This window comes from Halomonas halocynthiae DSM 14573, assembly GCF_000425725.1.
GTDB lineage: Bacteria > Pseudomonadota > Gammaproteobacteria > Pseudomonadales > Halomonadaceae > Halomonas > Halomonas halocynthiae.
In genome coordinates this window covers 46,076-62,453 of sequence record NZ_AUDZ01000016.1, presented here as the reverse complement: position 1 = coordinate 62,453, position 16,378 = coordinate 46,076, and the positions used below count along the sequence as shown (strand labels likewise).

General features: G+C 51.1%; 11 protein-coding genes. 1 reads left to right on the top strand and 10 read right to left on the bottom strand.

What is annotated here, in order from left to right; translation table 11 throughout:
* Nucleotides 1-135: 135 nt before the first annotated feature.
* Together nhaC and H616_RS0104195 are read right to left on the bottom strand one after the other, a co-directional pair.
* On the bottom strand, nt 136-1,641 hold the full coding sequence (gene nhaC, locus H616_RS14150) for a Na+/H+ antiporter NhaC (RefSeq protein WP_051233964.1): 1,506 nt from the start codon (nt 1,639-1,641) through the stop codon (nt 136-138).
* A gap of 357 nt (nt 1,642-1,998) precedes the next feature.
* On the bottom strand, nt 1,999-3,105 hold the full coding sequence (locus H616_RS0104195) for an FAD-binding oxidoreductase (protein WP_027966238.1): 1,107 nt from the start codon (nt 3,103-3,105) through the stop codon (nt 1,999-2,001).
* A 322-nt stretch (nt 3,106-3,427) separates the two neighbouring features.
* Here H616_RS0104195 and H616_RS0104190 point away from each other — a divergent pair, with 322 nt between their 5' ends.
* A complete protein-coding gene (locus tag H616_RS0104190; protein WP_027966237.1) occupies nt 3,428-4,702 on the top strand; it encodes an aromatic ring-hydroxylating oxygenase subunit alpha in 1,275 nt (424 codons plus the stop codon).
* A gap of 208 nt (nt 4,703-4,910) precedes the next feature.
* On the opposite strand, the gene fdhA is transcribed toward H616_RS0104190, so the two are convergent.
* The 8 genes from fdhA to gbdR form a co-directional block, all read right to left on the bottom strand.
* Nucleotides 4,911-6,110 carry a formaldehyde dehydrogenase, glutathione-independent gene (gene fdhA, locus H616_RS0104185; RefSeq protein ID WP_027966236.1) on the bottom strand — a complete coding sequence of 400 codons (1,200 nt, stop codon included), beginning with the start codon at nt 6,108-6,110 and terminating at the stop codon, nt 4,911-4,913.
* 610 nt (nt 6,111-6,720) lie between these two features.
* A complete protein-coding gene (etfB, locus tag H616_RS0104180; protein ID WP_240470523.1) occupies nt 6,721-7,500 on the bottom strand; it encodes an electron transfer flavoprotein subunit beta in 780 nt (259 codons plus the stop codon).
* Nucleotides 7,487-8,710, bottom strand: a complete 1,224-nt coding sequence (gene etfA / locus H616_RS0104175; protein ID WP_027966234.1) for an electron transfer flavoprotein subunit alpha — start codon at nt 8,708-8,710, stop codon at nt 7,487-7,489. Before etfA ends, etfB begins: the two co-directional genes overlap by 14 nt.
* Entirely contained in the window at nt 8,710-10,665 is a 1,956-nt protein-coding gene (gene dgcB / locus H616_RS0104170) for a dimethylglycine demethylation protein DgcB (RefSeq protein ID WP_027966233.1), read from the bottom strand. Before dgcB ends, etfA begins: the two co-directional genes overlap by 1 nt.
* Nucleotides 10,666-10,758: 93 nt before the next feature.
* A complete protein-coding gene (dgcA, locus tag H616_RS0104165) occupies nt 10,759-12,831 on the bottom strand; it encodes a dimethylglycine demethylation protein DgcA (protein ID WP_027966232.1) in 2,073 nt (690 codons plus the stop codon).
* 15 nt (nt 12,832-12,846) lie between these two features.
* Complete coding sequence (locus H616_RS0104160) at nt 12,847-13,377, bottom strand: DUF5943 domain-containing protein (RefSeq protein WP_027966231.1); 531 nt, start codon at nt 13,375-13,377, stop codon at nt 12,847-12,849.
* A 168-nt stretch (nt 13,378-13,545) separates the two neighbouring features.
* Nucleotides 13,546-14,523 (bottom strand): dipeptidase, encoded by a 978-nt coding sequence (locus H616_RS0104155; protein ID WP_027966230.1) that lies wholly within the window; start codon nt 14,521-14,523, stop codon nt 13,546-13,548.
* Nucleotides 14,524-14,684: 161 nt separating this feature from the next.
* Entirely contained in the window at nt 14,685-15,821 is a 1,137-nt protein-coding gene (gene gbdR, locus H616_RS0104150) for a choline metabolism transcriptional regulator GbdR (protein ID WP_027966229.1), read from the bottom strand.
* Nucleotides 15,822-16,378: the final 557 nt, after the last annotated feature.

The window sequence follows — 16,378 nt, the reverse complement described above, 5'->3', positions numbered from 1 at the left end:
TTGTTAATTGTTTGCTGCCATTTTAGCCAATGGCATTTTGATAATTGCCGTGCACAGCTCTGGCGTGGCGCCCATACAAGTTATTGAGTGTGTCGGCCGGGTACCAATCAATAATCCAAATGCGGCTATTTAACGCTAATTGACGCGATACACCCTTGAGCGCATCTCATTGTGAACCTGCTGTACATCCATGACTTCCTCGCCCAGCTCGGCCCAGCGGGCCTGCTCTTTCTCGCTAGCCTTGGGCGAGAACCAGCCCGTCCAGCCGTAAATAATGCCGATCAGAGGCGACAGCCAGCAGGCAAAGGCCAGGGGAATATACAAAAGGTTCTCCGTGTTACCGCTGTAGATACCAAGACCCAGAGAGGTCACTACCACAGCGCCGCCAGCATTCCAGGGAATCAGTGGCGACACTAAGGTGCCACCCTCTTCCGTAGCCCGAGACAGGTTAAGCATGGAATACTTCATGCCGCGATAGACGGGGCCGAACATGCGTCCAGTCAGGGCGATCGACAGATAGGGGTCGCCAGCAACCACGTTAGTCGCGATAGAGCTGCTGATGGCGGAAGTCTGCAGAGCACCGAAGCGGCGAATACGTTTAACCACCGATTCAATAATTGCTCGCATGCAACCGACACTTTCCAGAATGCCGCCAAAGGACAACGCGATCAGCAGCAGGGTAATCACCCAAGTCATCGACTGAATTCCGCCCCTATTCAGCAACCCATCGATCTCGGAAACCCCTGTCGCGATTTCATAGCCAGAAAAAGCGTAGACAAAAATCTCCTTGACCGAGGCGCCCTGAAACAGCACTGCAGTCAAGCCGCCCAGCACCACGCCGCTGAACAGCACCGGCATAGCCGGCATCCGCGCAACAGCAAAACCGATGACTAGCACAACCGGAAGTATCGTCCACAGACTAAGCGTAAAACTGTCCACCAAGCCCGCATTGATTGCGGCAATGCGGGCAAAAGAGGCACTCTCGTCGCCCACCATGTTGAAGCCGACGACAATATAAATCGCCAGAGCAATCAGAATAGCCGGCAGAGTCGTCGGCATCAGGTTACGAATATGATCGAACAGGTTCACTCCGGTCACCGCAGGGGCTAGGTTGGTCGTATCCGACAGCGGTGAGACTTTGTCACCAAAGAAAGCACCGGATACCACAGCTCCGGCGGTCCAGTAGGCGGGTATACCAAAGCCTGCCCCGATACCCATCAGCGCGAGACCAACGGTGCCGACAGTGCCCCAAGAGGTGCCAAGAGACACCGAAACCACGGCACACAGCAGTGCCGCTGCCGCTAAGAATACTTGTGGACTCAGCACATCCAGACCGTAATAAATCAGTGTCGGCACAGTGCCGCTGGATATCCACACCCCAGTAATCATGCCCACCAAGATCAGGATACCTACCGCAGGCAAACCCACGCTGACCACGTGCAGCATGCCCTCCTGCATATCCTCCCAGGTACACCCCATGTAACGCCCCACCACTGCGGTAATGGCAATACCTATCACCAAGGGCACATGGGGCGTAAAGGTGTCGAAGATAAATAGCTGTGTACCCAACACCAGAAAGGTGAGCAAAATAGGCAGTAACGCCAAGACCAAGCTCGGCCGAGGCTTTCTCTCACGGGTCATGAGTCGTGCTCCGCAGGGTTGTTGTTATAAAGCAGATACCAGCCATGACGGCTAGCACGCGTTCCTTATTAATAGCCAATCGTTAAATAAAAAAATTGAACAAATGCGCCAATTTTTGGGATAGCCGGACTTATCTTGTCGTTTTTCCGCGCAAGAGCACAAAAGGCTCTGATCTTTCGCACCCAATCAAATTCCACAGAACCAAAAAGCAGGCGCTATTAAAAAACACCTCTTGGAGCGACAAGTGCATTTTTATTATTTTAATTAACGTTAAAACCCAACAGGCTATGAGCTGAGAGGATGCTATTCCAAAGGCACCCACCCAGCGGTTACCAACAGTTATTGGCAGGCCTCACGCTAGAAATCTACCACTATATCTTCTTTAGGCTTACTACAGCATGACAGGATATACCCTTCTGCAATATCCTCATCAGTGATGCCGCCATTATGATCCATCTCTACCTCACCAGAGGTGAGCTTTACCTGGCAGGTTCCACAGATACCCATCCCGCATGCTTTCGGTATATGCAAACCTAACTTAGATGCCGCGGCATGTACCGTTTCACCCGGCTGAATACGTACACTTTTCCCTGACCCCTCAAATTCAACGCTAAGCATTTCTGAGTAGTCCAACTGCTCAGCATCAGCTTCTGCCTGCCCTGCCAGCTCCAGAGCGTCTTCTTTTACATCAAGCGGCGTGGCTCCGAACGATTCTTCATGGTAACGACTCATGTCGAAACCTTTATCACGCAAGATACGTTTTACTGCTTCCATATACGGCGCAGGACCACAGCAAAAAATCTCTCGCTCGAGATAATCTGGCGCCATCAACTCCAGCATTGGTTGTGTTAAATAACCACGATACCCCGCCCAACCTTCACCGATATCATTCTTATTCTCGCATATAACGTGTAACTTAAATTCTGGAATTCGCGAGAATATATGCACTAACTCTCGATGATAAATAACATCTCGCGGAGCGCGCGCACTATGAATAAACTCAACATCAACATCAGCATTTGTATCAAAAAGCCAACGAGTCATCGACATCAGTGGAGTGATACCTACGCCACCAGAAAGAAAGAGCACCTTATCCGCCGAATGGTCCATAATATTAAAATTTCCTACCGGACCATGAACAGCCAGCTCATCCCCTATCTTGATATTATCGTGCAGCCAGTTAGAAACCTTTCCATGAGGCATGCGTTTGACAGTTATCGAGAAACTGTAAGGAACCGAGGGCGAACTAGAGATGGTATAGGAGCGCATAACTTGCTCCCCCTCAATCTCCAGCTCTAGAGTAACGAACTGCCCCGGCTTGAAAAAAAACAGCACTGGCTGCTCAGCCATAAAGCAAAAGGTGCTAGCATCCTGGGTTTCCTGAATCACCTTGACGCAACGCACCAGATGCCTGCCATTAGCCCAAGTCTGGGTCGTGATTTGGCTATAGTAGTTCATTATCATATTGTTTCTACCTGGCAATACCGTGACTAGGCATCGCTGACCATAGCGGATAGCACCATTCCAAGTCAGCTTTCTCGCACCTGCATTGTGAGCACCCCCTCCAAAAGGATCTTGTCTCCCAGCGACATAGACATACCTAGCAAGCCCAGCCGAAAGCAAAAAAACACACAGCTTAGCGCGGAGTACGTCGCAGGCATGTCACTCGACGTCGCCAACAGATAATCAATTTTTCGCTTCTCTTCCCATACTCAAGTTTAATAATAATTTTCCAAATAACTTGGCACCGACCTCATGAAAAGACGGTGACTTCGAGGATTTCGTGATGAACCTGATTGCAAGCTCTCAATTGAATAGCCACTTGATCAGCGCGCGGGAAGTGGCAACTACGCTCCTCAGTCGACGTGAACCGGGCTTCTCTCTGGATCAACCCTTCTATAACGATAGCCAGATTTTTTCCCTCGACATGCAAGAGATTTTTGAAAAAGAGTGGCTGTTTGCTGGCATGACTTGCGAAATTCCTACCAAAGGGAACTTTATTACTTTGGATGTCGGTGACAACCCGATTATCATCGTACGCGGCGCCGAGAACCGCATCCATGCCTTCCACAATGTCTGTCGTCACCGCGGCTCACGGATATGCCTTAATGAGAAAGGCAAAGTGGCTAAACTCGTATGCGGTTACCATCAGTGGACCTATGAGCTCGATGGCCGACTGTTATTTGCCGGCAGCGATATGGGCGAAGATTTTGATCTCGCCAGCTACGGCCTTAAGCCAGTCAACGTAGAAAGCGCTGGTGGCTTCCTTTTTGTGCACTTAGACGATAATCCTCCATCCATCGACCAGCTCCTGGAAACACTGGACCACTACCTTGAGCCCTATCAGATGGACAACGTAAAAGTTGCCGTCGAGTCGAGTATTATCGAACAAGCCAACTGGAAGCTGGTGATTGAGAATAATCGCGAGTGCTATCATTGCAACGGCTCCCATCCAGAGCTACTCAACTCTCTGCAAGAATTCGACGATAGCGACGACCCTCGTGCCACACAGTCTTATAAAGAACTAGTTGCGCGCAAACAAGCGGATTGGGACAAAGAAAATATACCTTGGCAGCTTAAGCGCATTGGCAAACGCAATCGTCTCACTCGCACGCCTTTGTTAGATGGCACTGTTTCAATGACGATGGACGGAAAGCAAGGCTGCAAAAAGCTCATGGGGCGGCTTACCAACCCTGATATGGGGTCACTACGTATTTTGAACCTACCCAACTCATGGAGCCACTTCATGGGAGACCATGCCGTGGTATTTCGCGTTCTACCTCTCGGCCCTCAGAAGACCGTGGTAACAACTAAATGGCTCGTTCATAAAGATGCTGTTGAGGGTGTTGACTACGATCCCGAAGAGTTGCGCAAGGTTTGGGATGCGACCAATGATCAAGACCGCCGCCTAGCGGAACAAAATCAGCGTGGAATTAACTCAAAAGCTTATCAGCCAGGCCCTTACTCCAAGACATTTGAGTTTGGTGTTATTGACTTCGTTGACTGGTACTGCGAACGCTTGCTAAACAACATCGAACAATCCTCGGCACAGTCATCTTAGCCATTAAAATGGCCGGCATTTCCCATAAACTTACCGCCTGGCTCATACTTATATGGCCAGGTTCTCACTTCAACTAGAACTAGCTACTTATTTTATTTTTCAATTAAAACCCACATAAATTTTATGTGGGTTTTTTCGCATCAAACATAGCAAATGTCGCTCTCAACAACCCATAAGAGCGACATGTATTAGCCTCAACACCCCAACATTAGGCTGCGCTAGAAATCATTCCATGAGGGTCGATGACAAACTTTTTCGCAACTCCCCCATCGAAATCGGCGTAACCCTGAGGAGCCTCATCCAACGAAATGATTTGAACATTCACCGCCTTAGCAATCTGCACCCGATCAAAAAGAATGGCTTGCATCAACGACCGATGATACTTCATTACTGGGCACTGCCCTGTATGCAAAGAATGAGACTTCGCCCACCCTTGACCAAGGCGCAGCGACAAATTCCCGCTTTTGGCGTCGTCACTTGACGCCCCTGGGTCTTCAGTCACATAAAGCCCCGGTATACCTATTTGGCCACCCGCGCGAGTGATATCCATACAAGCATTTAATACCGTTGCAGGCTGTTCATGGCCATGATCATGCCCATGACAACGCGCCTCAAATCCGACAGCATCTACGGCGCAATCTACCTCTCGCTCACCCAGAATCGGCTCAAGCATTTCCGCCATAGGTATATCTTGGCGTAAGTCTAGCGTCTCACAACCGAAGCTTCTTGCTTGCTCAAGGCGCTGTAAATTCATATCACCAACGATGACACAAGCTGCACCTAAAAGCTGAGCAGATACCGCTGCGGCCAAACCTACTGGCCCTGCTCCAGCAATATAGACAGTACTTCCTGGTCCCACGCCAGCAGTAACACAACCATGGAACCCTGTAGGCAAGATGTCCGACAAAAGTGTCAGGTCCTGAATTTTATCTAGCGCAATATCACGATCTGGGAATTTCAGTAAGTTGAAGTCTGCATAGGGCACCATAACAAACTCGGCCTGACCGCCAACCCACCCGCCCATATCCACATAACCATAAGCAGCACCAGGACGCGCAGGATTCACCTGGAGACAAATTCCCGTTTGCCCCTCTTTACAGTTACGGCAACGCCCACAGGCAATATTAAAGGGAACAGAAACGATATCACCAACCTTAACAAACTCCACATCTCGGCCACACTCAATCACTTCGCCAGTAATCTCATGCCCCAGCACCATTCCGGATGGAGCTGTGGTGCGCCCTCGTACCATGTGCTGATCGCTACCACAAATGTTGGTCGCGACAACTTTCAAAATAACACCATGCTCACACTTTCGTTTACCCAGCGCTAGTTCAGGAAAAGCAATCGGCTGAACCTCGACACTACCGGGCCCCGTATAAATGACCCCGCGGTTGGCTGCAGTCATGGTTGAGCTCCTTAAGTTTATTATTTAACGCGGAAACCCCGCTTCTTGACCATAGCAACAGAAAACGCCAGCACTGTTCTATATGAGTCATCGCCATACCTAATAGAGACATCAAAAAAGGCGTTTTTCAGATTATTCATCTTCTCTTAGAAAAACTGGATTATGGCTATGAAGGTATTATGAGGATAAATGACAAATTAACGTCGCTTCTATGTCATGGCTATTTCCTTACTTCTTAAAAAATATACCGGCGAAATCATGGCTTGCCATACTATTCGCTACTGGCATGGGTGTCGTTCTGATGTGATGGAGCGCGGCCGAACCCGTAGCCTATTATACCAACGAGTATGTATTGAACGTCAGCAACGTGACATAACCCAACCTTAACAAGTGCTTGATTTTTAGCCAGTAAAACCGCCTCCCCTGGTCACACAGCCATTTTAACCACACAAGAAATCCCAACAACCCGCCTGATGAAGGTACGCCATGATGTATAACAAACGACGAGTCGAGGACCCAGTAAACAGAACTAATTAACCATAAAAAGCACAAAAAAAACCGCCAGCATAGTAATTCGCTGACGGTTTTTTACTACGTTTTACATCAATAATCAGCGCAGTACTTTTTCCTCTTTGAGTAACGCGAAGATTGCCTCAGCACCCTGCTCTGGCGTTATATCAGTCAGCACCTTCCCGCCTGCTGATGCCTTAGCAGTCGCTGCTCTCATCCGCTCAGCTCCGGTCTTGGCTTTAATCACTTTAAGGCGTTTCGGGCGCGGGCGCGCCGTCTGCATACTCGCTTCGCTAAGCAACATATCTTCGACAACGGCCACTTTTTGCGACTGTAGCTGCCCTCGCTGAGCGGGGCCAAACGCGCTCTGCCTTGCCTTAGGAGCCGCGCTATCTACACTCGCGACAAAAGGTAAGCGCACTTGCAAGCGCCGACGCTGGCCACGAGGCAAAGCTTGCAATACCTGCGCGACACCGCCCTTCACACTTTCTACTTCAGCCAACCCAACCACTAGTGGCCAATCAAGCTGTTCGGCCAGGAGGTAAGGCAGCATGCCAGAACCTTCTCCGATTTCCGCCTGACTCCCCGTTAGCACTAGCTGGGCATCAGTGGCACCCAAATAACTACCCAAAGCGGGTAAAATATCTGCGTGCAAAGGCTGCTGCAACACCGTCATTTCTGCTAAGCCCATTCCCAGGTAGCCACGCAACGCCTCTGATTCAGCGTCACCAGCATGTAGAAGGTGAAGGTGCTTACCAGCCAAGCACAGCCCTAGCTCAACAGCGCGAGCATCTTGCTCAGCACGCCGTGGCCGCCCTGTGACCGGATGAGCACCAACAGAAACTAATGCAACAACCTTCAGTAGTTCATGCGGCATCATGCATGCCTCCCTGACGATGTTCTCTGACACGCTCAATCAACGCTTGAAGAATCGCTGCCGAATCGCCAATCACAGCAAGGTCAGCGCGCTTGACCATATCGCAAGCAGGATCCTGGTTAATGGCCACGACCTTGTCACAAGTGGCAATACCTTGAAGGTGCTGGACAGCACCAGAAATGCCCACCGCCAGATAAACTTGCGCAGTCACCCAGGTGCCTGTCGCGCCAACCTGCCGTGCGCGCGGCATGAAGCCATCATCAACCGCCACCCGTGATGCCCCCTCTGTGGCACCCAGAGTCTCAGCCGCCTGATGAAACAGCTCCCAGTCTTTAACACCATTCCCCCCCGAAAGAATAAATTCCGCTTCAGCCATGGGGGTTAGTGCCGGATCGACAGCGACAGCACCGAGGTTATCGAGCCGCCCTACACGATGGAAAAGCGTTTCGTTCAACTCAATAGCACGAACTTCATGACGCGTGTCGCTCACCGGATCAGCACACTCCGCTGCGGCCAAAATCAGTCGCGGTGCAGTACGCGCCATATCCTGCTGACCCGCACCTGCACGACCGATGCATTGCCCATCGGCCACTTGCCAAACCCTTGTGGCTGGCCGCTCACCAAGCTTAGCCGCTAGTCGGCGTCCTAGCTCACCACCACCTGTGCGGCTATCCGGCACCAACCAATGGGCTGGGTTCAGCTGGGTATCTAGTGCGCAGAGAGCCGTAACGCGCTGCTCTGGAGAGTAGTCAGCAAACGCCTCACCCTGGAGGTGCAACAACCGATCGACACCAGCCGTATCAAAACCACCCTCCTTATGCGCTTGAAATACCACGGCGACTACCGCCCCCTCATCACCCGCAAGTGTATTAGCCAGTCCAAGTAAGTCCTTGTCATGACTACTCAAGCGACCATTCACCATATCCGGCACCACCACAATGTAAAAAGATGGCTGTTCGATGATGCGCAACGGTAACTGAACCGCTGCCTTAGTGCCTGAGCGTTGACTGCCTCCACCTTGCTGAACGCCACTACGGTCAATACGCTTAAGACCATTAGGACCTATAAAACCTGATACGTGAGGGTTCTTACGAACCAAACCGCTAGGTCCTATCCAGCTGGCTTCTTGGGTTTGCAACGCGCTATACAACGGATGCAGACGGTTACGAGCGATCCACTCATTGCGTGGATCACGACGAAAACTCTCCTTCATCAGTGCACCTCCATAGCGTCAGAGCGAGTCGCCGACCGCTGAGGTACGGGCGCTTCAATCAATACGTCTGCGACCAGTTCAGCAATATCTTTAACATACGGCCTCGGCTCGACCACACCTTCAAACATCGCAGTACATTGTGGACAACCCACCGCCACCAGTTCAGCGCCGGTCTCCTTAATATCGTCCATACGCATGTCAGGAATTCGCTGCTTGCCTGGGATATCGGTAATCGGCGCGCCACCGCCGCCGCCACAACAGCGAGAGCGGAAACCTGATCGCTCCATTTCTTTGACCTCAATACCAATCGCTTTAAGCACATTACGCGGCGCGTCATATTCGCCGTTATAACGACCGAGGTAACAAGGATCATGGTAAGTGACGCTGCCACCTTTATGCTGCCCCAAATTAAGGCGCTGGTTAGCAATCAGTTCCCCAAGGTAAGTACTGTGGTGCCGCACGTCATAATTGCCACCCAGTTCGCCATATTCATTTTTCAGCACATGAAGGCTGTGCGGATCACAGGTTACAATCGTATTGAAGTGATATTTCGAAAGGCTGGCAATGTTTCGCTTGGCCAAGCCTTGAAACGTTGCTTCATCACCCAAGCGTCGTGCCACGTCGCCGCTATCGCGCTCTTCCAAACCTAATACAGCGAAATCAACACCTGCGGCCTTAAGCACGCTAACGAAAGCACGCAACGTACGCTGATTACGCATATCGAAAGCGCCATCCCCAACCCAAAACAAGACATCCGCCTGCTTTTTCTCACTCATCAGGGGCAAGTTCAGGTCGGCAGCCCAGTTCAGGCGACCGCCAGGATCAAACCCGCCGGGGTTGTCAGTAGCGATTAGGTTATCGAGAACATCCGCTCCCTTGTTTGGCGTAGAACCCTGCTCTAACGTCAGATGACGACGCATATCAACGATTGCATCGACATGCTCAATCATCATTGGGCACTCCTCGACGCAAGCACGGCACGTCGTGCAAGACCACAACGTATCAGCGCCAACCAGCCCTTTGCCCTCTTGGCTGACGATGGGCTGGTGCGGACCGCCTCCATGCTCACCTAATGGCACACCCGGATAGGGGCTGCCGGCAAAACTAGCGTCATCCCCTCCCGCTAGCCCAATAACCATATCCTGAATCAGCTTTTTAGGATTGAGTGGCTGACCAGCGGCAAAGGCAGGGCATACCGCTTCGCACTTTCCACACTGCACGCAGGCATCAAAGCCAAGTAACTGGTTCCAGGTAAAATCCGTGGGCTTTTCTACGCCCATCACAGCATTCGGTTGATCCAGGTCCAGTGCCTTGAGACCCGTCGAACGACCTCCACCGAAGCGTTCAGCACGGCGGTGCCAAGCTAAATGCAATGCGCCAGCGAAAGCGTGTTTCATTGGGCCGCCCCAGGTCATGCCAAGAAACATCTCTGACACACCCCAAGCCACACCAATGAGCAGAATTAACGCAACAACCCAGCCACCCATGTCAGCCGGAATAACACCAGCAACCGGCAATGTAACAACGAAGAAACTCGCCGAGAACATTAACAGGCTTTTCGGTAGCCGGTTCCAGGCACCCGTCGATAATCGTGCGGGCGGATTTCGACGCCGCTTCGCGACAAATAGCGCGCCGACGAACATCAGCACGGTGGCGCCAAGCAAAGCGAAACCCAGGATTCGATTGTGCAGGCCAAAGCCATGCACAATGATCATTAGCAGCGCCGCCAGCACAAAACCGCCGGCAGTGGCCACATGCGTCTTGGACATGTACCTGTCTCGCTCGACCACATGGTGCAAATCAACGAGATAGCGACGCGGCATAGCTGCCAGTCCCCGTATCAGCGGCACCGGCGATGGCCGTCCTTGGCGCCATAAACTCAGGCGCCGCCAAGCACCAAGCACCATAACAGCTAGGGCACAGAAAATTAGTATTGGCAGGAGGGTATCGAGCATTGAGGCTCACCTCGCAAACTTGGAATTGTTATGCGGCCCAGTGGTTATACTGGGCCGTTGAAAGCGTCATGAGCGACCGCTATAGACGTTGGCTTAAAAGTCTTTGCAAAGGCGCAAGGCATCATAGATCGCCGCATGTGTATTGCGCGGCGCAGTACAGTCACCTAGGCGGAACAGTAAAAACCCTTCTCCTTCCTCCGCCAAACAGGGTTGCGGCTGAATGGCATAAAGCGCCTCCAAATCCACCTGCCCCTTGTTACGTGACTGCTCTTTGAGGGCGTAATAAAGCGCTTCATCTGGCCGTATGCCGTTCTCTACTACGACTTGATCTACCACGCGCTCTTCTTGAACACCGCTATATTCGTTTTCAAGCACGGTCACCAAAGCATCACCTTCTCGATAGACATGGTGAAGCATCATGTCAGAGGTCATAATCACCTCTTTCTCATAGAGGCTGCGGTAATAGGTCGGAAAGGTTGTTCCCCCTGCGGCGTAACCGGGCTTGATATCATCAGTGACAATTTCGACCTTAGCGCCTTTATCGGCAAGAAAGTCTGCTGCGGACACGCCTGAAAACTCACATAATGCGTCAAAAATCAGCACATTTTTACCTGGCTCAACCTTGCCGCTAAGCACATCCCACGTACTAACAATCAGGCTTTCGTCAGGGTTTTCTGAGTATCCCCAGTCCGCATATTGATCAAGGAAGGGGCGACCACCCGTGGCAAGCACCACAATGTCCGGCCGCAACTCGAGGATGGATGCCTCATCGGCACAGGTTGATAAGCGAAGATCAATTCCAAGGCGCGCTAGCTCAAGCTGAAACCAACGAGTAATGCCCGCGATTTGGTCGCGCTGTGGCGCTTTAGCAGCAATAGTGATTTGCCCGCCTAGCGCATCGCTTTTCTCGAACAAGGTCACGTCATGGCCTCGCTCAGCGGCAACGCGTGCTGCTTCCATGCCAGCAGGACCACCGCCAACCACCACTACCTTGCGTTTAGCACCGGTCGTCTTCTCAATAACATGTGGCAACCCCATGTACTCACGGGTAGTCGCCGCATTCTGGATACATAGTACGTCAACGCCCTGATACTGACGGTCGATACAATAATTTGCCCCAACACATTGTTTGATCCGGTCAACTTGGTCCATCTTAATCTTAGTGATCAGATGCGGGTCGGCGATAAGCCCACGAGTCATGCCAACCATGTCAACGTAGCCGCCCTCAAGAATACGTGTAGCCTGGTTTGGGTCTTTGATGTTTTGCGCATGCAGTACCGGGACCTGAACGACATCCTTGATACCCGCCGCCAGGTGCAAAAAAGGCTCTGGTGGAAAACTCATATTGGGAATGGCATTAGCCAAGGTGTTATGCGTATCAGCGCCTGATCCAACTACGCCAATGAAGTCGAGCATGCCGGTATCGTCGTAATACTTGGCAATCTGCTTCATGTCTTCATGAGATAAACCATCCGCATGAAATTCGTCGCCAGACAGTCGCATACCCACACAAAAATCATCACCAACTTCTGCACGCACCGCCTTAAGCACCTCTAGGCCAAACTTCATTCGGCCTTCGAAGTCGCCACCCCACTCATCGGTGCGCTTATTAACCCGTGGACTCCAGAACTGGTCGATCAGATGCTGGTGAACCGCGGACAACTCAACACCATCTAGCCCGCCGGCTTTAGCCCGGCCAGCGGCCTTGGCAAAATCACCAATGATTCGCCAGATTTCCTCCGGTTCAATCGTTTTACAGGTTGCCCGATGAATCGGCTCGCGAATGCCCGATGGCGACAGCAGTGTCGGCCAGTCATTACCATGCCAGCTGGAGCGCCGCCCCATGTGCGTGATTTGGATCATTATCTTAGCGCCATGCTTATGCATCGCATCCGCTAGATTCTGAAAGTGAGGAATGATCCGATCGGTAGAAAGATTGACTGAGCTCCACCATTCGTGCGGGCTGTCAATGGAAACCACTGATGAGCCGCCACATATGGCCAGACCAATGCCGCCCTTGGCCTTTTCTTCGTAATACTTAACGTAGCGCTCGGTCGTCATACCTCCGTCTGTGGCGATAACCTCAGCGTGAGCCGTAGAGATGACGCGGTTACGGATAGTCAGCTTGCCGAGTTGAATCGGCTGAAACATTGCTTCGAAAGCCATGATAGATTCCTCGGTTTAAAGCGGTGTAACAGCGAAAAGACCATGATCGCGGCCTTCTTCTGACGCCCCGTAAACTTGTTCTGCACGCGTTCTGATACTGCTGCCTTGAGCCTGCAATATCTGGTCAATCGCTCCAGCGAACCAACCCGTGAACATATAGTCGACTTTACGGCCGCACTGTCCATAAACGTAGACAAATGCTGAGTGATCCAGACGCACTTCGCAGGTGCCTTTTTCAAGGTCGATCGACAAGGTCTCAAACAGCCCCCAGCCTCGCTGAGACAAGCGCTTCATATAGTGCTCAAACACTTCTTCCCCAGACAACCCGTGGCATTCAGCCTCTTTCTCACACCAGTGCCAAGCTGACTTGTAACCCGCTTTGTAAAGTATTTCTGCGTAAGCTTCAGCGCCCAACGCTTCTTCAATACCCATATGGTTATTGACAAAAAAATGACGCGGCACATAAAGCATCGGCAAAGCATCCGTCGTCCAGACACCGGTTTCGCTATCAACGTCTATAGGCATTTCAGGGGCATGCGTCGTCATGTATTCAAACTCCAGAATTCAATTAATTACTTTACCGGCCACCCAGTTAACGTAATAAGTAGCACAGCACTACTCATCAAATAAATGGGCATTAAATACACGCTATATATGCGCCGGTTAGTTTAAGACTTGCTTACGCGTCTGCACGCAGACAGAGTCAGGCGGCAACTATTCGCCCCAGACATCCTTAAGCACGCGGGTCCAGTTCTCACCCATGACCTTACGTACCACCTGTTCAGGCATGCCTCGGTTCAGCAAGGTCTCAGTAAGATTGGGGAACTCACCAACGGTACGAATGCCCAGCGGGTTAACAATTTCGCCAAAACGGGTCAAGCGACGAGCGTAGCCTTTGTCATGAGTCAGCCATTCAAAGAACTCTTGACCATGCCCCTGAGTGAAGTCTGTACCAATACCAATAGCATCTTCACCGACGATGTTCATCACGTATTCAATAGCTTCCGCATAGTCCTCAATGGTTGAGTCAATACCTTTAGCAAGGAAGGGAGCAAACATGGTGACACCGACGAAGCCACCGTGGTCGGCAATAAACCTGAGCTCTTCATCAGACTTATTACGTGGATGCTCTTTTAAACCTGATGGCAGGCAGTGTGAATAGCACACTGGTTTTGAAGACGCTAAGATCACCTCTTCACTGGTTTTACTACCAACATGCGACAGGTCGCACATCATACCTACACGATTCATTTCACCGACGATCTCTCGACCAAAGCCAGACAAACCGCCATCACGCTCATAGCACCCTGTACCAACCAGGTTCTGGGTGTTGTAGCACATCTGAACAATACCCACTCCCAGCTGCTTGAATACCTCAACATAACCAACCTGGTCTTCAAAGGCATGGGCATTCTGGAAGCCAAAGATAATGCCCGTCTTACCCTGGGCTTTTGCCGCATGAATATCGTCGGTGGTTCGTACTGGAATCACAAGATCAGCATTGTCACGAATCAATTGCTGATTAGCGACAATGTTGTTAACTGTCTCTTGAAACCCCTCCCAGACAGAAACAGTACAGTTCGCTGCAGTCAGCCCACCTTTACGCATATCCTCAAAAAGCGCACGGTTCCACTTGGCGATAATCAGACCATCAATAACGATGGCATCGTTGTGCAAGTCGGCTGGTGTCATGGGTGGCTCCCTCATTGTTATATAATAATGCCACCAGCATAGCTCTCCACCTGAACACCCCACCGCCTAGAAGCGACCGCTGAAATTCCAAAAACGTCATACCTGACAAGATTACGACACGAAAACCCTCTTTGCCGACTTTTCCCTACCCAGCGAGTTCCCTACGAATCGAGCCGTACACTGCCATACGTCGGTTCGCCTTGAGCCTGGCTCAATGCATCCGTGGCGGCTGATACTGGCTCATTCATCAATGGCGTAAAAGCAGAGTTCTTTAACATTGACGCAACCTTTTCATCTGCCCGCACTGCCCCACAGCCTTGTGAATGCCTCAAACGCTCATTTCTGGGCGGCATACCAAAGTACTCGCGATAACATTTGGAAAAATGCGGCGTGGATACAAAGCCGCAGACCATGGCCACTTCAATAATCGACATAGAGGTCTGCTTAAGCAATTGACGCGCACGCGTCAGACGCAATCTCAAATAATATCGTGACGGCGTGCAGCTCAAATTACTCTGGAACAGTCGCTCCAGTTGCCGACGAGACACCTGAACGTAACTGGCTAGCTCATCGAGGCTGATGGGCTCCTCAAGGTTTGCCTCCATCAAAGCAACAGCTTCCAGCAGCTTGGGTTGGGTCGTGCCTAGCACATGTTTCAGCGGTATACGCTGCTGATCCTGCTCTCCGCGCATCCGTTCATATACAAACATCTCAGAAATTGCTGCTGTTAGCTCATGCCCATGATCTCGACTGATCAATGTCAACATCATATCTAACGGAGCCGTACCTCCCGACGAGGTGACACGATCACGATCAATGGAAAAAAGGCGATGGGTCAACGCCACTTTTGGAAACGCTTCCTGCATCGCAAGCAGGCACTCCCAGTGCGTACTGACTTCATACCCATCGAGCAAACCTGCCTGAGCCAGAGCCCAGCTTCCTGTGCATACGGCACCCAGACGCCGCGACCGTCGCGCCTGCGATTGAAGCCAAGAGATATGACCCGGCCTTACACTGCGCTGGTGCGCAACGCCACCACATACGATGACAGTATCCAGCGTTGCAGGCATCGATGTCGCCAGATCAGGGGTGACATGCAGACCATCACTAGCATGAACTGGAGCACCATCTAAGCTTAACGTGTGCCAACGATAAAGCTTACGCCCTGCCAACTGGTTAGCCATACGTAGCGGGCCAATCGCTGATGCCAGTGAAATCAGCGTAAAATTATCCAGGAGCAAAAAACCTAAAGTCTGTGGTGCAGCAAGGTTATTCAACTCCTCATGGACAGCCGTCATGGGGCTCCTCCTGATGTCAGCCCACCCACACCAAGCCAGTAAAGTGAAGGAAGCGACTCATCATTATCAGTTATAGTTATTTACAACCATGCTCTTAGACTATTAAAAATAACCACAGCACGCTGCCCTCACGAAAGGCAAGCGTCATGGCCATGAGCTTGCCGCTAATCGACACAGGAAACAAGCACTGACACAGCATAAAAACAGCCAACACAAAGTGGCTATTGAGGAGGGGGCTAACAGATGTTGCCAGAAAGGGAAAACCAGGCGCGTTTGAAGCGTCAAACCGACGACCTTGTCGCCATTAGGAATTTCAATGAGTGATGGCAGCTGCATGTTGTTCTCCTTACCTAAGGTGTTTGCGACCGTCGAATGTTTTCGACCCGGCGTTCTCCGGCTGTCCCTAATGACTATCGACAGAGCGCTATACCAAGGCAAATGACAACGACAAATGTCTCCATTTGCTTAATAAAAATCAGCTAAAAATCAAAATGATAAGAAAAAATTTCAATAAATTATTGCCACTTCATACGACAAAACTCGCCCTAAAGAAACAG

Coding starts and splice junctions, on each gene's coding strand:
- dgcA (WP_027966232.1), bottom strand. CDS start 12,831: ATGGCTTTCGAAGCAATGTTTCAGCCGATTCAACTCGGCAAGCTGACT.
- fdhA (WP_027966236.1), bottom strand. CDS start 6,110: ATGACTGCAGCCAACCGCGGGGTCATTTATACGGGGCCCGGTAGTGTC.
- dgcB (WP_027966233.1), bottom strand. CDS start 10,665: ATGCTCGATACCCTCCTGCCAATACTAATTTTCTGTGCCCTAGCTGTT.
- nhaC (WP_051233964.1), bottom strand. CDS start 1,641: ATGACCCGTGAGAGAAAGCCTCGGCCGAGCTTGGTCTTGGCGTTACTG.
- etfA (WP_027966234.1), bottom strand. CDS start 8,710: ATGAAGGAGAGTTTTCGTCGTGATCCACGCAATGAGTGGATCGCTCGT.
- H616_RS0104195 (WP_027966238.1), bottom strand. CDS start 3,105: ATGATAATGAACTACTATAGCCAAATCACGACCCAGACTTGGGCTAAT.
- H616_RS0104160 (WP_027966231.1), bottom strand. CDS start 13,377: ATGACGACGCATGCCCCTGAAATGCCTATAGACGTTGATAGCGAAACC.
- etfB (WP_240470523.1), bottom strand. CDS start 7,500: ATGATGCCGCATGAACTACTGAAGGTTGTTGCATTAGTTTCTGTTGGT.
- H616_RS0104155 (WP_027966230.1), bottom strand. CDS start 14,523: ATGACACCAGCCGACTTGCACAACGATGCCATCGTTATTGATGGTCTG.
- H616_RS0104190 (WP_027966237.1), top strand. CDS start 3,428: ATGAACCTGATTGCAAGCTCTCAATTGAATAGCCACTTGATCAGCGCG.
- gbdR (WP_027966229.1), bottom strand. CDS start 15,821: ATGACGGCTGTCCATGAGGAGTTGAATAACCTTGCTGCACCACAGACT.